Origin of the sequence: Streptomyces mashuensis, assembly GCF_014654785.1 — a bacterium.
GTDB classification, from domain to species: Bacteria; Actinomycetota; Actinomycetes; order Streptomycetales; family Streptomycetaceae; genus Streptomyces; species Streptomyces mashuensis.
Genome location: NZ_BNBD01000002.1, coordinates 149,891 through 170,844, shown reverse-complemented (window position 1 = coordinate 170,844; position 20,954 = coordinate 149,891). Strand labels below are relative to the sequence as shown.

The window sequence follows — 20,954 nt, the reverse complement described above, 5'->3', positions numbered from 1 at the left end:
GCCCGCAGGCGCGAGCGACGGGAGACGGGGATGAGCGGAACGCACCGCCCGCCGGGGCGGATGCTGCGCGTCGGCGGGGTGCCGCTGCACGTGCTGTGCGAGGGGTCCGGCCCGGTGTGCGTCCTGAGCCCCGGGCTGGGCATGGGCTGGTTCGACTGGGACCCGGTCGTGCCGCTGCTCACGCCCAGCCGCACCGTGGTCCGGTTCGACCGGCCCGGCCTGGGCTACAGCGCGCCCGCCACGGAGCCGCCCACGGCCGCCGGGGAGGCGGACCGGATCGCCGGCGTCCTCGACGCGCTGGGGCTGGACGGCCCCGCCACCGTCGTGGGGCACTCGCTGGCCGCGTTCCACGCCGAGGCGTTCGCCCGGCTGCACCCCGAGCGCACCGCGGGCGTGGTCCTCGTCGACGGCAGCGTCGAGGAGGACGTACGCCCGCTGCCCGCCCGTGAGCTGCGCACCGCCGCGGCGCGGCTGCGCGGCCGGGCCGTGACCGGGGCCGGGCTGCCGTACGCGCTGGGGCCCGCGCTGCGCCGGTTCGCGGTCCGTACCTCGTCCGTACGGCGGGAGGACCCGGCGCCCGCCGCGCTGGTGCGCCGCACGTACGGCACGGGGCGGGTGGCGCGCGCCGTGCTGATGGAGAACGCCCGCTACCTGGACGTGGCCGCCGAGCTGGAGCGGCTGCGGGCCGCGCACGGCATGCCGCCGGCGCCCGTCACCGTGCTGGCCGCGTCGCCGGGCACCGGCTCGTGGCTGGAACAGCGCCGGCTGCGGCGGCAGCGGGGCCTCGCCGAGCGGCTCGACGCCCGCTTCGAGGCCGTCGCCCCGGCCGGCCACCTGCTGATGCACGACCGCCCGCAGGCCGTCGCGGCGGCCGTGCTGGCCACGCCGTACGTGCCGCCGCGGCCCAGCCGGACCGCCTCTCACGGGTGACGCCGCCGGGGCGGGCATCAGTACGATGCACCCACGGGGCACGGTCGTACGACGGCCGGAACGCCACCCGGACCACAGCCCGAAACCCAGCGGTAACCGGAACCCGCGACACTGGCCCCCAGGCCCTGCCCGCACCGGGTGAAACGAGCCGTCTGACCTGCAAGGATAGGGAGCTATGGATAAGCAGCAGGAGTTCGTGCTCCGCACGCTCGAAGAGCGCGACATCCGGTTCGTGCGGCTGTGGTTCACCGACGTCCTCGGGTACCTCAAGTCGGTGGCCGTCGCCCCGGCCGAGCTGGAGCAGGCGTTCGACGAGGGCATCGGCTTCGACGGCTCCGCGATCGAGGGCTTCGCCCGCGTCTACGAGTCCGACATGATCGCCAAGCCGGACCCGGGCACCTTCCAGATCCTGCCGTGGCGCGCCGAGGCCCCCGGCACCGCCCGGATGTTCTGCGACATCCTCATGCCGGACGGCTCGCCGTCCTACGCCGACCCGCGCTACGTCCTCAAGCGCATCCTGGCCAAGACCTCCGACCTCGGGTTCACCTTCTACACCCACCCCGAGATCGAGTTCTTCCTGCTCAAGGACAAGCCGGTCGACGGCAGCCGGCCCGTGCCCGCCGACAACTCCGGCTACTTCGACCACACCCCGCAGAACGTGGGCATGGACTTCCGCCGCCAGGCCATCACCATGCTCGAATCCATGGGCATCTCGGTCGAGTTCAGCCACCACGAGGGCGCCCCCGGCCAGCAGGAGATCGACCTGCGCTACGCCGACGCGCTCTCCACGGCCGACAACATCATGACCTTCCGCCTCGTGATGAAGCAGGTCGCGCTGGAGCAGGGCGTGCACGCCACGTTCATGCCGAAGCCGTTCTCGGAGTACCCGGGCTCCGGCATGCACACCCACCTGTCGCTCTTCGAGGGCGACCGCAACGCCTTCCACGAGTCGGGCGCCGAGTACCAGCTGTCCAAGGTGGGCCGCTCCTTCATCGCCGGACTCCTCCGCCACGCCGGCGAGACCTCCGCCGTCACCAACCAGTGGGTCAACTCGTACAAGCGCATCTGGGGCGGCTCCAAGCGCACCGCCGGCGCCGGCGGCGAGGCCCCCTCGTACATCTGCTGGGGCCACAACAACCGCTCCGCGCTCATCCGCGTCCCCATGTACAAGCCCGGCAAGACCGGCTCCACCCGCGTCGAGGTCCGCTCCATCGACTCCGGCGCCAACCCCTACCTCACCTACGCCGTCCTCCTGGCCGCCGGCCTGAAGGGCATCGAGGAGGGCTACGAACTCCCCGCCGGCGCCGACGACGACGTGTGGGCGCTGTCCGACGCCGAGCGCCGCGCCATGGGCATCGAGCCCCTGCCGCAGAACCTCGGCGAGGCCATCGAGCTGATGGAACGCAGCGAACTCGTCGCCGAGACCCTCGGCGAGCACGTCTTCGACTTCTTCCTCCGCAACAAGAAGCAGGAGTGGGAGGAGTACCGTTCGGAGGTCACCGCCTTCGAACTCCGCAAGATGCTGCCGGTGCTCTGACGACCAGCGGGAGGGCCCGTTCGATGACCATGCCCGAGGGGCGCCGCAGCAGCACGTACACCCGGCTGCTGCGGTACGGGTTCACCGATCCCGCCGCGGCGGAGCGGCTGCTCGGGGCGGCCGTGCCGGACGACCCCGTGCTCCTCGACGCGCTCGGCGGCACCGCCGACCCCGACCTGGCGCTGCGCGGGCTGGTGCGGCTCGTCGAGGCGCTGCCCGAGGGCGACGAACGGCGGGCACTGCCCGCCACCCTGCTCGGCGCCAAGCCGCTGCGGGACCGGCTGCTCGGCGTGCTGGGGGCCTCCGAGGCGCTCGGCGACCACCTGGCCCGGCACCCCTCGCACTGGCACGCCCTCGACAACTTCGACACCGCCGACCTGCGGCCCGGCGTGCCCGAGTTCGAACGGGCCCTCGCCGACGGCATGCGCGGCCACGCCGGGCTGCTGCCCGCCGACGCGCTGCGCGCCGCCTACCGGCGCTGCCTCCTCGCCATCGCCGCGCGCGACCTCAGCGGCACCACCGACGTCGCGGGCACCGCCGCCGAGCTCGCCGACCTGGCCACCGCCACGCTCCGCGCGGCCCTCGCCATCGCCGCCGACGAGCAGCCCGACGACGCCGCCGCCTGCCGGCTCGCCGTCATCGGCATGGGCAAGTGCGGCGGCCGGGAACTGAACTACGTCTCCGACGTCGACGTCGTCTTCGTCGCCGAGGCCACCGACGGCACGGACGAGGCCGCCGCGCTGCGCGCCGCCACCCGGCTCGCCTCCCGCATGATGCGCGTCTGCTCCGACGTCACCCCCGAGGGCACCATCTGGCCCGTCGACGCCAACCTCCGCCCCGAGGGCCGCAACGGCCCCCTCGTGCGCACCCTCTCCAGCCACATCGCCTACTACCAGCGCTGGGCCAAGACCTGGGAGTTCCAGGCCCTGCTCAAGGCCCGGCCCGTGGCCGGCGACACCGCGCTCGGACAGGCGTACATGGACGCGCTGTCGCCCCTCGTGTGGCAGGCCGCCGAGCGCGAGAACTTCGTCGCCGACGTGCAGCAGATGCGCCGCCGCGTCGTCGCCTCCATCCCCGCCGCCCACGTCGACCGCGAGCTCAAGCTCGGCCCCGGCGGCCTGCGCGACGTCGAGTTCGCCGTGCAGCTGCTCCAGCTGGTGCACGGCCGCAGCGACGCCACCCTGCGCCACGGCAGCACCCTCGACGCCCTGGCCGCCCTCGCCACCGGCGGCTACGTCGGGCGCGCCGACGCCAAGGCGCTCGACGCCGCCTACCGCTTCCTGCGCTCCCTGGAACACCGCATCCAGCTGTACCGGCTCCGCCGCACCCACCTCGTCCCCGAGGACGAGGCCGAACTGCGCCGCCTCGGCCGCTCCCTCGCCCGCTCCTGGGCCCGCGACGGCGACCGGGCCGCCGGCGAGGAGCCCGTCGCCGGGCTCACCCGGCAGTGGCGGCAGCACGCCCGCGAGGTCCGCCGGCTGCACGAGAAGCTGTTCTACCGGCCGCTGCTCGACGCCGTCGCCCAGCTGGAGCCCGGCGAGATCCGGCTCAGCCCCAAGGCCGCCGGCCAGCGCCTGGAGGCCCTCGGCTACGCCGACCCCGCCGCCGCCCTGCGCCACCTGGAGGCCCTGGCCTCCGGCGTCACCCGCAAGGCCGCCATCCAGCGCACCCTGCTGCCCGTCCTCCTCGGCTGGTTCGCCGACTCCGCCGACCCCGACGCCGGGCTCCTCAACTTCCACAAGGTCTCCGACGCCCTCGGCAAGACCCCCTGGTACCTGCGGCTGCTGCGCGACGAGGGCGCCGCCGCCGAGAACCTCGCCCGCGTCCTGTCCGCCGGCCGCCTCGCCCCCGACCTGCTGCTGCGCGCCCCCGAGGCCGTCGCCCTGCTCGGCGACCCCGGCGGCCTGCGGCCCCGCGGCCGCGAGGCCCTCGAACAGGAGGTGCTGGCCGCCGTCGGCCGCGCCGAGGACGCCGAGGCCGCCATCGTCGCCGTCCGCGGCGTACGCCGCCGCGAACTGTTCCGCACCGCCGCCGCCGACGTCATCGGCGCCTACGGCCAGCACGGCCGGGGCCGCAACCACGTCCACGCCTCCGGCGAGCACGGCACCGGCTCCCGCGGCGCCGCCGAGACCGCCGGCGCCGACCACGCCGCCCGCGTCGACACCGTCGGCCGCGCCGTCTCCGACCTCAACGCCGCCGCCGTCGCCGGCGCCCTGCGCGCCGCCGTCCGCGCCGAGTGGGGCGACACCCTGCCCACCCGGTTCGCCGTCATCGGCATGGGCCGCTTCGGCGGCCACGAACAGGGCTACGGCTCCGACGCCGACGTCCTCTTCGTGCACGAGCCGCGCGAGGGCGTGCCCGAGGAGGACGCCGCCAAGGCCGCCTTCGCCGTGGCCGGCGAGATGCGCCGGCTGCTCCAGCTGCCCACCACCGACCCGCCGCTCCTCATCGACGCCGACCTGCGCCCCGAGGGCAAGTCCGGCCCCATCGTGCGCACCCTCGCCTCGTACGCCGCGTACTACCGGCGCTGGTCGCTGGTGTGGGAGAGCCAGGCGCTGCTGCGCGCCGAACCCGTCGCCGGCGACGCGGACCTCGGGCGGCGCTTCCTGGAGCTCGTGGACCCGCTGCGCTACCCCGAGGGCGGCATCGGCGACGACGCCGTACGGGAGATCCGGCGGCTCAAGGCCCGCATGGAGTCCGAGCGGCTGCCGCGCGGCGCCGACCCCACCACCCACACCAAACTGGGCCGCGGCGGCCTGTCCGACGTCGAGTGGACCGTCCAGCTGCTCCAGCTGCGGCACGCCTGGGACGTCCCGGCCCTGCGCACCACCCGCACCCGCGAGGCCCTCGCCGCCGCCCACGCCGCGCACCTGCTCACCGCCGAGGAGACCCGCATCCTCGACGAGGCGTGGGTGCTGGCCACCAGTGTCCGCAACGCCGTCATGCTCGTCCGCGGCCGGTCCGGCGACACCTTCCCCGGCGACCCGCGCGAGCTGGCCGCCGTCAGCCGGTACCTGGGGTACGAGCCGGGCCACGTGGGGGAGATGCTGGACGACTACCGGCGCACCACGCGGCGCGCCCGCGCCGTCGTCGAGGACCGGTTCTACGGCAGCTGACCGGCAGTGGACCGGCGGCCCGAATCGTGGGCCCGCCGAAGCGCTCACTCAAGGATGCGCCTGGGCGCCGCCCACCGCCACATGGCGGGACAGCCGCGACGGCAGCCCGCCGTACCAGGCGGCCGAGCAGCCGAAGCCGAAGGCCAGGCAGAGCATGCCGCCCACCGCGTCCAGCCAGAAGTGGTTGGCGGTGGAGACGATCACGACGAGGGTGGCCACCGGATACAGCACCGCCAGCACCTTCAGCCACCGCCGCCGCACCAGCATCGCGACCGTGATGCCGCACCACGCGGACCAGCCGATGTGCATCGACGGCATCGCCGCGTACTGGTTGGACATGTCCGCGAGGTTGCCCGAGGCCATCGAGCCCCAGGTGTGGTGCTTGACCACCGTGTCGATGAAGCCCGTGCCGTCCATCAACCGGGGCGGCGCGAGCGGGTACAGGTAGTAACCGATCAGGGCCACGGCGGTGGTGGCGAACAACGCCAGCCGTGCCGCGGCGTAACGGCCCGAGTGCCAGCGGTACAGCCACACCAGCACGGCGACGGTCAGGACGAAGTGCAGCGTCGCGTAGTAGTAGTTCATCCCGACAATCAGCCACGTCACCGAGTCCACGGCCCGGTTGACGGTGTGCTCCACCGCGATGTTCAGGCTGTGCTCGGTGCGCCACACCCAGTCGGCGTTGCGCAGGGCGGCCGCGCGCTGCTCCGGTACCGCATTGCGCACCGCCGAGTACACCGCGTAACTCACGGCGATCAGCAGCACCTCGAACCACAGGCGCGGGCGCCGGGGGGCGCGCAGTTTCCGCAGGGCGCCGCGGACCGCCGGGGGCCGGTCCACCCGCTCCTCGGTGGGTGGCGGGGCGGCCGTCCGGCCCTCCCGGGTCCTCACTGTCGCTTCACCCATGGGCCCAGAGTCTGCCAGAACCGTCCCGTCGGCAGATCGTCCGGAGGTCGGGTCCACGCCACCTCCGGACCGGGTCCCACGGGGGATGCGGAGGGCCTCGGCCTCCCTCACGGGGGCGATCCGGGACGTTCTCAGCGCGCTGCGGGGGCCGACGCGGTCGAACCCCTGACGACCAGTTCGGGCAGGAAGACGAACTCGCTGTGCGGCGCCGGCGTACCGCCGACCTCCTCCAGCAGGGCCCGCACCGCGGCCTGACCCATCGCCCGCACCGGCTGCCGGATCGTCGTCAGCGGCGGGTCGGTGAACGCGATCAGCGGCGAGTCGTCGAAGCCCACCACCGAGACGTCGCGCGGGACTTCGAGGCCGTGCTGCCGTGCCGCCCGCACCACGCCCAGCGCCATCATGTCGCTGGCGCACACCACCGCCGTGCACCCCCGTTCGATGAGGGCAGCGGCCGCGGCCTGACCACCCTCAAGAGTGAACAGCGAGTGCTGTATCAGTTCCCGGGCCGACTCCTCCGGCGTGCCCAGCCGCTCCCGCATACTGCTCAGGAAGCCCTCGATCTTGCGCTGCACCGGCACGTACCGCTGCGGCCCCAGCGCCAGCCCGATCCGCCGGTGGCCCAGTGCCGCCAAATGGGTGACGGCCAGGTCCACCGCCGCCCGGTCGTCGGGCGACACGAACGGCGCCCGTACCTTCGCCGAGAAGCCGTTGATCAGCACGAACGGCACGCCCTGGGCCCGCAGCCGCTCGTAGCGCTGCATGTCCGCCGAGGTGTCCGCGTGCAGCCCCGACACGAAGATGATCCCGGCGACCCCGCGGTCCACCAGCATCTCCGTCAGCTCGTCCTCCGTGGAGCCGCCCGGCGTCTGCGTCGCCAGCACCGGCGTATACCCCTGACGCGTCAAGGCCTGGCCTATGACCTGCGCGAACGCCGGGAATATCGGGTTCTCCAGCTCCGGCGTGATCAGCCCCACCAGGCCCGCGCTGCGCTGCCGCAGCCGGACGGGCCGCTCGTACCCCAGCACGTCCAGCGCGGCCAGCACGGACTGGCGGGTGGAGGCGGCGACCCCGGGCTTTCCGTTGAGGACGCGGCTGACGGTCGCTTCGCTGACACCCGCCTGCGCTGCGATGTCTGCCAGCCGTGCGGTCACAGGAGGTGACTGTACCGGTCGCTTGGCGGGCATGTCAGACGGCCCACCACACGCAGGAATCGGCCGGGAGCAGCACCGTTCCGCCCGTACCGCCGGAGAACTCCAGCGCCGCCGTCGCCAGCAGCGGCCGGCCCGGCACCGGCAGCGCCACCTCGGTACCCAGCGTGTTCAGCGTGCACACGAACCCGGGCCGGGCGAACGCCAGCACGCCCTCCGGCGCGTCCTCCCACGTCATCGCGCCGTCGCCCAGCCCCGGCAGCTCCCGGCGCAGCGCCAGCGCCGACCGGTACAGCTCCAGCGTGGAGCGCGGGTCGCCCGACTGCGCCTCCACCGACAGCTCCCGCCACTCGTCGGGCTGCGGCAGCCAGCTGGCGCCCGGCCCGAAGCCGTACGGCGGGGCGTCGCCCGACCACGGCAGCGGCACCCGGCAGCCGTCCCGCAGCCCGTCCTGGCCGTCGCCGCGGAAGAACGCCGGGTCCTGCCGTACCTCGTCCGGCAGCTCCGTCACCTCGGGCAGGCCCAGCTCCTCGCCCTGGTAGACGTACGCCGACCCCGGCAGCGCCAGCATCAGCAGCGCCGCCGCCCGCGCCCGGCGCAGACCGAGTCCGGTGTCCCCGGCGCCGTAGCGCGTGGCGTGCCGCACCACGTCGTGGTTGGACAGCACCCACGTCGTCGGGGCGCCCACGGACGCCGTGGCCGCCAGCGACTCGTCGATCACCGTGCGCAGTGGGCCGGCGCCCCACTCCGCCGTCAGGAACTGGAAGTTGAACGCCTGGTGCAGCTCGTCCGGGCGCACGTACAGCGCCAGCCGCTCCGACGTCGGAGCCCACGCCTCGGCCACGCCGATGCGCCGCCCCGGGTAGGAGTCCAGCAGCTTCCGCCAGGCGCGGTGGATCTCGTGCACCCCGTCCTGGTCGAAGAACGGCAGCACCTGCGCGCCGATCAACTTGGCTTGTTCCGTACGGCCGATGTCGGGCAGCCCCGGCGCCTTGACCATGCCGTGCGCCACGTCGATGCGGAACCCGTCCACGCCCAGGTCCAGCCAGAACCGCAGCACCGAGTCGAACTCGGCCCGCACCTCCGGGTTGTCCCAGTTGAGGTCCGGCTGCTGCGGCGCGAACAGGTGCAGGTACCACTCGCCGGGCGTGCCGTCCGCGTCCGTGGTGCGGGTCCACGCCGGGCCGCCGAACACCGACTCCCAGTCGTTCGGCGGCAGTTCGCCGTTCTCGCCCTTGCCGGGCCGGAAGTGGTAGCGCGCGCGGGCCGTCCCCCCCGGGCGGTCCGCGAGCGCCTCCTCGAACCAGGCGTGCCGGTCCGAGGTGTGGTTGGGCACGATGTCGACGATGACCCGCAGCCCCTGCCGGTGCGCCTCCCGCACCAGGTCGTCGGCGTCCGACAGGTCGCCGAACAGCGGGTCGACGGCCCGGTAGTCCGACACGTCGTAGCCGCCGTCGGCCTGCGGCGAGGCGTAGAACGGCGTCAGCCACAGCGCGTCGACCCCCAGGCCCGCCAGGTACGGCAGCCGCTCCCGGACCCCGCGCAGGTCGCCGACGCCGTCGCCGTCGCTGTCGGCGAAGGAGCGCACGTACACCTGGTAGATGACGGCGCTGCGCCACCACTGGTCCGCGGTGGCGTCGGCAGGGTCGGCGGGGCGGACGGAGGGCGCGAGATCCTGGGTCATGTAGGTCCTGTTCGAGTCGGTACGGGTGCTGCTCTGCGCGGGGCTCGGCGCAGGGCTCAACGAGTGGCGCGGGCCGGAGGTCAGCCCTTGGTGCCGCCCGCGGTCAGCCCGGCGACCAGATGCCGCTGGGCGAGGAAGAAGACGAGCCCGGCCGGGACGGTGATGAGCACGGCGGCCGCGGTCATCAGGCCCCACTCGGCCTTCTGCTGGCCCACGAACGTCTGGAGGCCCACGGCGAGCGTGTAGTGGTCCTCGCTGCTCATGAACTGGCTGGCGAAGGCCACCTCGCCCCAGGCGGTGATGAACGAGTAGAAGCCGGTGACGGCCAGCCCGGGGCGGGCCAGCGGCAGGATCAGCCGCCAGAAGGTGCCGAACGGCGTCAGCCCGTCGACCCGCCCGGCCTCGTCGATCTCGGCGGGAATGGTGTCGAAGTACCCCTTCAGCATCCACGCGCAGAACGGCACCGACACCGAGCAGTAGGTGAGGATCAGGCCCGCGTAGGAGTCGAGGAGTTCCAGCTGGCCGAGGATGGTGTACAGCGGCACGATCAGCACCGCCATCGGGAACATCTGCACGACCAGGAACGTCCACATCAGCGGCCTGTGCCCGGGGAAACGCATCCGCGAGACGGCGTAGCCGGCGGTGGCCGCGACCAGCACGCCCAGGACGGTGGCGCCGAGCGCCACCACCACCGAGTTGCCGAACCAGGTCAGGAACGCCGTCTCGCCCAGGATGTGCGTGTAGTTGGAGAGGCTGAAACCCGACGCCCGGGTGGGCTCCTGCCAGCCGTCCCGGCCGCGCAGCGACACGTAGACGACGAACAGGACGGGGAACAGGGAGACCAGCGACGCGGCGATCAGCGCGGCGTGCAGCGCGACGGACACGCCCGCCGGCCGCTGCCCGCGCGGACGGGCCTTGAGCGCTGGGGTGCTGCTGCTCATCGGGTGGTCTCCTGTCGGTCGAGCATCCGGCGGTAGAAGACGGCGAACACGAGCAGCAGGGAGAGGATGAGGATGCCGTACGTCGCCGAGCCCGCGTAGTCGCGGACGCCCTGGAAGGCCAGCCGGTACGAGTACGTCACCAGGATCTCGCTGTCCGAGCTCGCGCCCTGCCCCACCAGCAGGTAGATGACCTGGAACATGTTGAACGTCCAGATGGTGCCCAGCAGGATCACCGTGCCGCTGACCGAGCGCAGGCCCGGCAGCGTCACGTGCCGGAACCGCTGCCAGGGCGAGGCGCCGTCCATCTCCGCCGCCTCGTGCAGCTCGGCCGGGATCGCCTGGAGACCGCCGAGGATCGCCACCATCATGAACGGCACGCCCAGCCACGTGTTGACCGCGACGGCCGACACCTTCTGCAGCGTGCTGTCGCCGAGCCAGTCGACGGGGTCCAGGCCGAGGCCCGAGAGGAAGGCGTTGAGCACGCCGTACTTCTCGTTGAACATCAGCCGCCAGGAGAAGGTGGCGACGAACGCCGGCACCGCCCACGGCAGGATCAGCAGCACCCGGTAGAGCCCGCGGAACCGCACCTTGCGGTTGAGCAGCAGCGCCAGGCCCAGGCCCAGCGTGTAGTGCAGGAACACGCAGGACGCGGTCCACACCACGGTCCAGCCGAGTCGGTCCCAGAAGTGGCCCTCCTGGCCGGAGAGCACCTTCCAGTAGTTGTCCAGGCCGACGAACCGGTACGTGGCGTCGATGTGGTTGACGCCGATGGTGCGGGCCACGTTGGCCTCGTTGGCGTCGGTGAACGACAGGTAGATGCCGCGGCCCAGCGGGTAGCCGACGAGCACGGCGAGCACCACCACGACGGGCAGCACCATCGCCCAGGCGTACCAGTGCGTGCCGAAGGAACGCCGGACGCGGGCGGTGAGGGAGGGCGCGGAGGCGGCCGGGGCGGCCGGGGCGTCCGGGGCGGAGGAGGCGGAGAGGGAGGACATGAGGGACTACTCCTGGATGCCGTAGTCCTTCAGGAGGGAGGACTGCCAGGCCTTGGCCGTGGCGTCCAGGCCCTCCTTGGGCTCCTCCTTCAGCGTGAGGATCTTGGTGTAGTGCTGGAGCCACTCGGTGAACAGGTCGCCGCCCTGCGGGATCGGCGGGCGCGGGTGGGCCTTGTCGAGCGCCGCGTGGAAGGCGCTGCGCACCGGGTCGGCCAGCACCGCCTTGGTGTAGGCGGACGTACGGGTCGGCAGCACGCCGATCTCGTTCGAGACCTGCTCCTGCTGCGCGGCACCGGTCATGAACTGGGCAAACAGGTACGAGGCGTCGAAGTTCTTGGAGCCCGCGTAGACGACGAGGTTGTGGCCGCCGACGGGCGCGCCCGCGGTGCCGGTGGAGCCGGCCGGGACGGGGGCGATGCCCAGGTTGTCGCGGGACTTGTACGCGTCGCCGCCGAAGATCTCCTTGGTCGCCCAGGGACCGTCGACCAGCATGGCCAGCTTGCCGTTCTTGAAGTCCGTCTTGAGGACGTTGTAGCCGTCGGTGCCCGCCGGCTTGGGCGCGGCGCCCGACTTCACCAGGTCGACGGCGGTCTCGATGCCCTTGCGGGACGCGGCGGAGGAGATCGTGATCTTCTTCTTCTCCGCGTCGACCATGTCGCTCTTCTCGCCGTACAGGAAGGGCAGCGAGTAGTAGCTGTCGGGGCTCAGGCCGATGCCGTCGGCGCCCGTCCTCTCCTTGATCTTCGCCGCGGCGTCCTTGACCTCCTGCCAGGTGGTGGGCGCCTTGTCGACGCCGGCCTTCTGGAAGAGCTCCTTGTTGTAGAGCAGGCCGAGGGTGTCGGTGACCTGCGGGACGCCGTAGGTCTTGCCCTGGTACGCCGCGTTCTTCAGCGGGCCGGGCAGGAAGTCGTCGCTCTTGTCGAGCGCGGGGGTGCCGGTGAGGTCCTTGAGGTAGCCGAGCTGGGCGAAGCCGGGGGTCCAGCCGACGTCGGAGCGGAGGACGTCGGGGGCGCCCTTGCCGGTGGAGGCGGCGGTCTTGAACTTCTGCTGCGCCTGGTCGAAGGGGACGTTGACGTAGTCCACCTTGATCTTCGGGTACTTGGCCTCGAAGTCCTTCACCAGCTTCTTGAAGGCCGGCGCCTCGTTGGTGGCGTCCGAGGTGTCCCACCAGGTGATGGTGCCGCTGACGCTGCCCGGGTCGTTCGCGGCCTTCGCGCCGTCGCTCTTGCTGTCGCCGCCACCGCCGCACGCGGTCACGGACAGGGCCAGGGCGCCGATGACGGCGGCGACCGATATGCCTCTTCGCATATGGATGCTCCTCTTTCATACGGCCGGCCCTGGGGGTGGGCGGAACGGCCCGAGCTGCGGAGGAAGCTAACAGGCTGAAAGCTCTTGCGAAAGACCTTGCAAGAGGGGAATCGGCAGTTTTCCGTGTCGTAACCGTCCTGTGTCCAGGAGATGGACGGGGAGAGACGGAAAGGGTTGACCGGAACGGGCGGGAACCGTACGGTCACGCGGCAAGCGTTTGCAGCGGCGCAGCGCGAACTTGCGGAAACGCCCCGGTCGTTCCTCCGGCGGCTCTTCCGGGGGCGACGTGCGTCTGCCGTGCGGAGGTGGATCCGCGCCGCGCACCCCCCACCAGGAGGACCCGTGCCTGCCCGACGACTGCGACTGCGGCGACTGCGAAGAACCCTTGCGGCGGCGGTGGCCGCCATGGCCGCCACCGTGCTTCCCGCCCCGGCGGCGGAGGCCGCCACCCCCGGCGACAAGGACGTCACGGCCGTCCTCTTCGAGTGGGACTACGCGTCGGTGGGCCGGGAGTGCAAGGAGACCCTCGGCCCCGCCGGCTACGGCTCCGTGCAGGTCTCCCCGCCCCAGGAACACGTCCAGGGCCCCCAGTGGTGGACCTCCTACCAGCCCGTGAGCTACCGCATCGCCGGCCGCCTCGGCGACCGGAACGCCTTCCGCACCATGGTCGGCGCGTGCCACGCGGCGGGCGTGAAGGTCGTCGTCGACGCCGTCGTCAACCACATGGCGGCCGGACCGGGCGGCACGGGCACGGGCGGCACGTCGTACACGAAGTACAGCTACCCCGGCACGTACGGCCCGCAGGACATGGACGACTGCACGGGCGTCGTCACGGACTACCGCGACCGCTGGAACGTCCAGCACTGCGAACTCGTCGGCCTCGCCGACCTCGACACCGGCGAGGAACCGGTGCGCGCACGGATCGCCGGCTACCTGAACGACCTGCTGTCGCTGGGCGTCGACGGCTTCCGCATCGACGCCGCCAAGCACATCGCGGCCGAGGACCTCGCGGCCGTCAAGGCCCGGCTGACCCGCCCGGACGTCCACTGGAAGCAGGAGACCATCTACGGCGCCGGCGAGGCCGTCCAGCCCGACGAGTACCTGGGCACGGGCGACGCCCAGGAGTTCCGCTACGCGCGCGACCTCAAGCGCGTCTTCCAGACCGAACGCCTCGCGTACCTGCGCAACTACGGCGAGGGCTGGGGCTACATGCCGTCCGGCAAGGCGTCCGTCTTCGTCGACAACCACGACACGGAGCGCGGCGGCGACACCCTCACGTACAAGGACGGCGCGTCCTACACCCTCGCCAACGTCTTCATGCTGGCCTGGCCCTACGGCACCCCCGACGTGCACTCCGGCTACGAGTTCACCGACCGCGACGCGGGCCCGCCGCGCGGCGGCGCGGTCACGGCGTGCTGGCAGGACGGCTGGAAGTGCCAGCACAAATGGCCGGAGATCAAGGCCATGGTCGCCTTCCGCAATGCCGTGCGGGGCACGGCGGTCGGCAACTGGTGGGACAACGGCTACCAGGCGATCGCCTTCGGCCGGGGCAACCGGGGCTACGTGGTCGTCAACCACGAGGGCTTCGCACTGACCCGCACGTTCGCGACGAGCCTGCCGGCGGGGGACTACTGCGACGTGCAGAGCGGCCGGACGGTGACGGTGGACACGGCCGGCCGCTTCACGGCGACCGTCGCCCCGAACACGGCCCTGGCGCTGCACGCGGGGGCGCGCGGCACCTGCGCGAAGTGAGCTTGCCCCGGTCCCGCCCTTTCTCCGTTTCCGGGGGAGTGCCCCCGACCCCCGGCCCGCGCTACCGCGCGGGTGTCCTCAAACGCCGGACGGGCTTGATTTCAAGCCCCGCCGGCGTTTGAGGCGCGGGGTCCGGGGCGGAGCCCTGGGAAACGGAGAAAGGGCGGGGCTGGGGTTCCTTCCCGTTCTGACCGCAACCCGAGGAGACCCGCACGTGAGACGCCGCCTGACCGCAATCGCGGCAGCCCTCGCCGCCCTGCTGCCCGCGGCGGCAGCCGCAACCGCACCGGCGCACGCCGACGAACCCCCGCCCCCCAAGGACGCCCGCGTCCAGTGGCTGGACGCACACACCCTCGCCTGGCCCAAAGACCTCGGCACCCCCACCCGCCCCCACCACCTCACCACCACCCGAGGCCGCTACGACCTCACCCGCATACCCACCGGCCTCACCCCCGCCCAGCGCGCCGCCCACCCCCACCTCGCCCGTGCCGGCTACGAAGCCTTCCTTCTCGACGCCCACGGCGCGGAGAAGGAACTACTCACCGGGGAGCTCCGGGCGGAGACCGACGACGGTGTCGCCACCGGTGTCCAGATCCCCGGCGTCCTCGACGACCTGTACGCGGCCGCCGCCGGCAAGAAGGCCCTCGGGCCCGTCTTCGACCACCGTGGGCGCCCCACCCTCTCCGTCTGGGCCCCGACCGCCCGCCACGTCGCCCTCGAACTCGACGACCGCACCGGCCCCACCACCATCCCCATGCACCGCGACGACGCCAGCGGCGTCTGGAGCGTCACGGGCCCGGCCGCATGGAAGGGCAGGACGTACCGGTACGCGGTGACCGTCCACGTCCCCTCCGCCGGGAAGACCGTCACCAACCACGTCACCGACCCGTACTCCACCGCCCTCACCGCAGACTCCGCCCACAGCGTCGTCACCGACCTCGCCGACCCGGCCCTGGCCCCGCCCGGCTGGCGGGAGTTGCGCAAGCCGAAGGCGGTGCCGTTGCGCGCCGCGCAGATCCAGGAGCTGCACATCCGCGACTTCTCCGTCGCCGACCGCACCTCCCGCCACCCCGGCCAGTACCTCGCGTTCACCGACCGCGACGCCGCCGGCCCCCGCCACCTGCGCGAGCTGGCCGCCGCCGGCACGTCGTACGTGCACCTCCTCCCGGCCTTCGACTTCGCCACCGTCCCCGAGAAGAAGGCCGCCCAGCAGGGCCCCGCGTGCGACCTCGCCGCCCTGCCCGCCGACTCCGACGCGCAGCAGAAGTGCGTGGCCGCCACCGCCGCCCACGACGCGTACAACTGGGGCTACGACCCGCTGCACTACACCGTTCCCGAGGGCTCGTACGCCTCCGACCCCGACGGGCCGCGCCGCACCCTCGAGTTCCGCGCCATGGTGCAGGGCCTCGCCGGCGCCGGGCTGCGGACCGTCATGGACGTCGTCTACAACCACACCGCCGCGGCCGGCCAGGACGACAGGTCCGTCCTCGACCGCATCGTCCCCGGCTACTACCAGCGGCTCCTCGACGACGGCGCCGTCGCCACCTCCACCTGCTGCGCCAACACCGCACCCGAGCACGCCATGATGGGCAAGCTGGTCGTCGACTCCGTCGTCACCTGGGCGAAGCAGTACAAGGTCGACGGCTTCCGCTTCGACCTCATGGGCCACCACCCCAAGGCCAACATCCTCGCCGTCCGCAAGGCCCTCGACGCCCTGACCCCCGCCAAGGACGGTGTCGACGGCCGGAGCATCGTCCTGTACGGCGAGGGCTGGAACTTCGGCGAGGTCGCCGACGACGCCCGCTTCGTGCAGGCCACGCAGAAGAACATGGCCGGCACCGGCATCGCCACCTTCTCCGACCGCTCCCGCGACGCCCTGCGCGGCGGCGGGCCCTTCGACGACGACCCGCGCGTCCAGGGCTTCGCGTCCGGTCTGTACACCGACCCCAACGGCGACCCCGTCAACGGCACCCCCGACCAGCAGCGCGCCCGGCTCCTGCACCTCCAGGACCTCGTCAAGGTGGGCCTGACCGGGCATCTCGCCGGCTACCGCTTCACCGACACCTCCGGCAAGGACGTCCGCGGCGCCGACGTCGACTACAACGGACAGCCGGCCGGCTACGCCGCCGCGCCCGGCGACGCCCTCAACTACGCCGACGCCCACGACAACGAGAGCCTCTACGACGCCCTCGCCTACAAGCTGCCCCAGGCCACCCCGGCCGCCGACCGCGCCCGCATGCAGGTCCTGGCCATGGCCACCACCGCGCTGTCGCAGGGCCCCGCCCTCTCCCAGGCCGGCAGCGACGTGCTGCGCTCCAAGTCCCTCGACCGCAACTCGTACGACAGCGGCGACTGGTTCAACGCGATCCACTGGGACTGCCACGACGGCAACGGCTTCGGCCGCGGCCTGCCGCCCGCCGCCGACAACACGGCCAAGTGGCCGTACGCGCGCCCGCTGCTCGCCGACCCCGCCCTGCGACCCGGCTGCGACGCGGTCACCGCCGCGTCCGCCGCCTACCGCGACCTGCTGCGCATCCGCACCACCGAGAAGGCGTTCGCCCTGCCCACCGCCGACGCCGTCCAGCAGCAGCTGTCCTTCCCGCTCGCCGGCCGCGACGAGACCCCCGGCGTCGTCACCATGCGCCTCGGCGGCCTGGTCGTCGTCGTCAACGCGACCCCCGCGACGCAGACCCAGACCGTCGCCGCCCTGGCCGGCACCCGCTACGCCCTGCACCCCGTGCAGGCCCGCGGCGCCGACCCCGTCGTACGGTCGGCGGCCTACGCGGCCGGCACCGGCACCTTCGCCGTACCGGGCCGCACGGTCGCCGTCTTCCGGCAGCAGGCTCAGGAGGGCTGAACCGGGGACGGCGGCGCCGGCGCCGCCAGTGCCGTCAGCCGGCCGACGAGTTCCGCGAAGGGGCCGTCGGCCGGTTCGTCGGCCAGCATGCGGCGCAGCACCACCGCCATGGCCTCGTCGAACGCCGCCGCCACGGCGGCCAGCGCCAGCAGGTCCTGCGCCAGCCGCACCTCCAGTTCCGCGCGCGGCACGCGGCGCCCGTCCAGCCACAGCAGTGCCGTCACCTCGGCCAGCGAGATCCACGACCGGAACGTCAGCTCGGTGCGCGGCGCCAGCGGCGCCGCCACGGCCAGGTGCCGCAGCAGCTGCTCGTACGCCGCCTGCCGCACCCCGTCGATCAGCGTGGCCGGCGCGCCGGGGCCGGGCGCGGCCGGGCCGCCGCGCAGCAGGGCCGCGAAGCCCGCCCCGTAGGTCTCCACGAAGTCGAAGAACCGGCCCATGACGTGCAGGACGCGGGTGCCGAGCGGGCCCTCGCAGGGCTCGGTGAGCAGCGCCGTCAGCTCGTCAGCGGCGCGGCGCAGCGCGGCCTCGTACAGGTCGCGCTTGCAGGGGAAGTAGTGATAGACGAGCGGCCGGGAGACCCCGGCCGCCGTCGCGATGTCGTCGAGGGACACGCTGTCCGGCGGGCGATGGCTGAACAGCTCCAGCGCGGTCGCGACGAGCTGTTCGCGCCGCTCCGCCATGCTCATCCTGCGCCGTCCCGCCATGATCATGGCGGTCATCCTAAAGCGTGCGAATCGCCCGGGGGAGCGGGCCGTTCGGCCCTCCCCCGAGCCGCCTCAGTGCAGGGGCAGCAGCTTGTCGCCGTCCGTCAGACGCGCCGTCAGGTCCGTCTGGGCCCCCTGCTTCGCCGGCAGGGCCAGCAGCGGGCCCTGCGCACTGCCGTGCACCTCGCCGGTGGCCGTCACGGAGGAGACCCCTCCGCCGGCCGCCGCCAGCGCGTACCACGTGCCGCCGTGCGACTTCCACAGCACGCCCGCCAGGACGTGCGGGTCACGGGCGCCGCAGGCCGCCGAGTCCTCGGCCCGCGCCACCACCGCGGCCTGCGCGCCGGGCCGCGCGCCGGGCACCTGGAACAGGGCCAGCACCCGGCTGCCCGCGCCCCGCCACGTCTCGGCGCGGGCGCACAGCCACTCCGCGGTCCCGGCGCCGCCGGGCAGCGGCTGCGACGCGTACGGCCACGCGTTCACGGTCCGTACGCCCTGGCCGCGCACCGACGTCAGCTGACAGGCGGTGTGCCCCCACGCGGTGCGCTCCGCGGACGTCGACACGTCGCGCGGGGAGGAGGGCGGTCCGGCGGTGAGCCGGGCCGGGACGAGTTCGCCGAGGTCGGTCACCAGGTGGGCGCCCAGCTGGAGGGCGGTCCACGACCGGCAGTCGTTGGAGGCGGCGGGGCTCGGCACCGGGTCGGTCACGCCGTCGGCGTCGCGGTGCAGCGGGTTGCCCTGGTCGCCCGGCGTCAGCAGGTCGCGCACGGTGGCCTGGTCCACCCAAGGGGCCGTCAGATAACGGACGTTGCCGTCGGTGCGGCCCAGCACGACGGCGGCCGCGGTGCCGGCGTCGGAGGCGTCGGTGCGGGCGAAGTCCAGGGCCGCCGAGCCGGTGTCGCCGTCGCGGGCCTCCGCGTACCGCACGACGCGCAGCCCGTCGTACAGCACGACCACCACCGCCGAGTCCACTGCACCGGCGTACAGCAGCTGCGGCGGCCCGGCCGCCGGGCCCGGCGCGGTACCCGGCGTCGCTGTGACCTGCACCTTCGGGCCGGGGCGGGCCCACACGGCCAGGGCCCGGCGCAGCAGCGCCCGGTCGCCGGTGCGGCTGCCGCGCGCGGGCCACGCCGCGAAGCCGGGCCGGTCGGCGCGCTTCCACGCGGTGGCCGGGGCCCGGGTGAGCCGGGCGGGGTCCAGGGCCTGCTGCGCCGACGCGTTCTGCGCGTACGGCGGGGCGGCGGCACCGCTCGGGCCCCAGCCGTCGCCGGGCACCGCGAGCAGCGTGCCGCACACGACGACGGCGGCCGCGGCGGCCAGCGCGGCACGGCTGTGCTGGCGGCGCCGCATCAGGTCGGTGGGGCGGGCCTGCACCGTGCAGGGGTCGAACTCCACGGACTCCAGCAGTGAACCGCCGCCCGGGCCGCGCCCGGGCAGGGCCCGCACGCCGTCGGCCTCGGCCAGCGCCGCCGCCGTGTCCTCCACGCCGGCGGCGGCCAGCAGCTGCCGTACGTCGTGCGGGGCGGGCAGCTCCAGCTCACGGAGCACGTACGCGGCCCGGCCCGGCACCGAGAGGGCGGCCAGCGCCTGGTCGAGGGCGAGCTCGTCGGCACCGCCCGAGCGCGGGAACAGCCGCAACCCCCACACCTGCGGCAGCACCGGCGGCAGCTGCGCGCGCTTCGGCAGCGCCCACCGCTTGCGCGGCGCCCCCGCCTCCAGCGCGGCCTGGAGCACCCGCTGCCGTACGTACGCGTAGCCCGGGTCGTCCGGGAAGCCGCCGCGGCCGCGCGGCGCGGGCACGGCGGCGGCCTCCGCGGCCACGTCGTCCCGGCGCCGCGGGAGGGCGCGCTGCACCAGCGCGTGCGCCGCCAGCACGCGCCGGCTACGGGGGAGTGCGGGCGGCAGCACGAGGTAGGCGAGCCGCACCAGGCGGGGGTAGTGCTCGATGAGGGCGGCCTCGGCCTGCTCGACGTCGACGGGGGCCGGGGCGAAGGGCCGGGGGGCTGCGGTCTTCGTCTGTGCTTGCTGCTCCACGTCCTTAGAACGAGTGAATGGTGCGATGGTCACTCGTGTGGGGCTGCCGGGGCGGGTGGGAATGGCGCGGTGTGGAGGGGCGGTTGGGACCGGGGACGGTAATGGTTCAGGGAAAGGTGAGTTGATCCGATGACGATTCTGGTCACGACGGCGAACGGTGGCGTGGGGCGCCATGTGACGGCGGCCCTGCGGGACCGCGAGGACGTGCGGTTCCTGGTGCGGTCGCAGGCGGGCGCGGAGGCGCTGGGACCGGTGCGCGGCGAGGTCGTCGTGGGCGACGCGGCCGACCCGGACACGGTGCGCCGGGCGGTGACCGGTGTCGAGCGGTTATACCTCGCGCACCCCTTCGCGACGGACCAGGCCGAGGCCGAGACGCGCCTCGCCCTCGCGGCGGCGGACGCGGGCGCGCACCGGGTCGTGAAGCTCGGTGCCCGCGCCTTCACCGGCCCCGGGACGGTCGTGGACGCCGTGACGGGCGTCCACCGCGTGATCACCGGGCGGCTGCGCGCGGCCGGCGTCCCCGGCCTGACCGTGCTGGCCCCCGACCGCTTCCTCCAGAACTTCGTGTTCTCGGCCGCGGAGATCGCCGCCGGCACCCTCGCCGACCCGGGCGGCGCGGAGAGCGCCCGCGGCTACGTCGACACCCGCGACATTGCGGAGGTGGCGCTGGCCGAGCTCCTGGCGGACCGCCCCGTGGGCGGCGAGATCGAGCTCAGCGGCCCCGAGGCCCTCACCCTCCCCGAGCTGGCCGCCCGCTTCGGAGCCGTCCTGGGGCGGCCGGTGCGGTTCGTGGAGGTGCCGCTGGACGAGGCGTGGCGCGCACCCCTGGAGCCGCGCGGCGCGCACGTGGTGGACGGCCTGCACGCGCTGTACGTCAACTACCACCGCGAGGGCGTGGCGGGCCTGGGCGACGGGGTCCGGCGGGTCCTCGGTCGGGCGCCGCGGTCGGTGGACGACTTCGCCCGGGAGGTGCTGGCACCGGCGATACGGAGCGCCGCAGAGCACGCCGGCTGAGGGGGCCCCGGGGGCCTGCGCT

Annotated in this window: 13 protein-coding genes and 1 pseudogene; 6 read left to right on the top strand and 8 right to left on the bottom strand. The window is 73.8% G+C overall.

What is annotated here, in order from left to right:
- The first annotated feature begins 30 nt into the window (after positions 1-30).
- The 3 genes from IE305_RS05905 (at position 31) to IE305_RS05895 (ending at position 5,583) form a co-directional block, all read left to right on the top strand.
- Positions 31-930 carry an alpha/beta fold hydrolase gene (locus tag IE305_RS05905; RefSeq protein ID WP_190128367.1) on the top strand — a complete coding sequence of 300 codons (900 nt, stop codon included), beginning with the start codon at positions 31-33 and terminating at the stop codon, positions 928-930.
- Positions 931-1,105: 175 nt separating this feature from the next.
- Complete coding sequence (gene glnA2 / locus IE305_RS05900) at positions 1,106-2,467, top strand: gamma-glutamylpolyamine synthetase GlnA2 (protein WP_190128366.1); 1,362 nt, start codon at positions 1,106-1,108, stop codon at positions 2,465-2,467.
- 23 nt (positions 2,468-2,490) lie between these two features.
- The gene (locus tag IE305_RS05895) at positions 2,491-5,583 is read left to right on the top strand and encodes a bifunctional [glutamine synthetase] adenylyltransferase/[glutamine synthetase]-adenylyl-L-tyrosine phosphorylase (protein WP_190128365.1); all 3,093 of its coding nucleotides are present in this window, start codon (positions 2,491-2,493) and stop codon (positions 5,581-5,583) included.
- A 48-nt stretch (positions 5,584-5,631) separates the two neighbouring features.
- Here the strand turns inward: IE305_RS05895 and IE305_RS05890 are convergent, their stop codons facing one another.
- The 6 genes from IE305_RS05890 to IE305_RS05865 all read right to left on the bottom strand — a co-directional run bounded on the left by IE305_RS05890 (position 5,632) and on the right by IE305_RS05865 (position 12,568).
- Complete coding sequence (locus IE305_RS05890) at positions 5,632-6,489, bottom strand: phosphatase PAP2 family protein (protein WP_190128364.1); 858 nt, start codon at positions 6,487-6,489, stop codon at positions 5,632-5,634.
- Positions 6,490-6,620: 131 nt separating this feature from the next.
- On the bottom strand, positions 6,621-7,643 hold the full coding sequence (locus tag IE305_RS05885; protein WP_190128363.1) for a LacI family DNA-binding transcriptional regulator: 1,023 nt from the start codon (positions 7,641-7,643) through the stop codon (positions 6,621-6,623).
- Positions 7,644-7,677: 34 nt separating this feature from the next.
- The gene (locus tag IE305_RS05880; RefSeq protein WP_190128362.1) at positions 7,678-9,324 is read right to left on the bottom strand and encodes a glycoside hydrolase family 13 protein; all 1,647 of its coding nucleotides are present in this window, start codon (positions 9,322-9,324) and stop codon (positions 7,678-7,680) included.
- Between the two features lie 80 nt (positions 9,325-9,404).
- A complete protein-coding gene (locus IE305_RS05875; protein WP_190128361.1) occupies positions 9,405-10,265 on the bottom strand; it encodes a sugar ABC transporter permease in 861 nt (286 codons plus the stop codon).
- On the bottom strand, positions 10,262-11,143 hold the full coding sequence (locus IE305_RS05870; RefSeq protein WP_229890724.1) for a carbohydrate ABC transporter permease: 882 nt from the start codon (positions 11,141-11,143) through the stop codon (positions 10,262-10,264). Before IE305_RS05870 ends, IE305_RS05875 begins: the two co-directional genes overlap by 4 nt.
- A 123-nt stretch (positions 11,144-11,266) precedes the next feature.
- Positions 11,267-12,568, bottom strand: a complete 1,302-nt coding sequence (locus IE305_RS05865) for an extracellular solute-binding protein (protein ID WP_190128359.1) — start codon at positions 12,566-12,568, stop codon at positions 11,267-11,269.
- A gap of 405 nt (positions 12,569-12,973) precedes the next feature.
- Here IE305_RS05865 and IE305_RS05860 point away from each other — a divergent pair, with 405 nt between their 5' ends.
- Both IE305_RS05860 and pulA read left to right on the top strand, forming a co-directional pair.
- Entirely contained in the window at positions 12,974-14,320 is a 1,347-nt protein-coding gene (locus IE305_RS05860) for an alpha-amylase (protein ID WP_190128951.1), read from the top strand.
- 220 nt (positions 14,321-14,540) lie between these two features.
- Positions 14,541-17,177 (top strand): annotated as a pseudogene (pulA, locus tag IE305_RS05855) (pullulanase-type alpha-1,6-glucosidase); the annotation flags it as partial.
- Here the strand turns inward: pulA and IE305_RS05850 are convergent.
- Both IE305_RS05850 and IE305_RS05845 read right to left on the bottom strand, forming a co-directional pair.
- Positions 17,165-17,890: a TetR/AcrR family transcriptional regulator gene (locus IE305_RS05850; protein ID WP_229890623.1), complete on the bottom strand. Its 726-nt coding sequence runs from the start codon at positions 17,888-17,890 to the stop codon at positions 17,165-17,167. The pseudogene pulA and the gene IE305_RS05850 overlap by 13 nt on opposite strands.
- Before the next feature lie 66 nt (positions 17,891-17,956).
- Positions 17,957-19,918 (bottom strand): hypothetical protein, encoded by a 1,962-nt coding sequence (locus IE305_RS05845; RefSeq protein ID WP_190128357.1) that lies wholly within the window; start codon positions 19,916-19,918, stop codon positions 17,957-17,959.
- A gap of 129 nt (positions 19,919-20,047) precedes the next feature.
- On the opposite strand from IE305_RS05845, the gene IE305_RS05840 reads away from it, so the two are divergent.
- Positions 20,048-20,932, top strand: coding sequence for an NmrA family NAD(P)-binding protein (locus IE305_RS05840; protein ID WP_190128356.1), 885 nt, complete (start codon positions 20,048-20,050; stop codon positions 20,930-20,932).
- Positions 20,933-20,954: the final 22 nt, after the last annotated feature.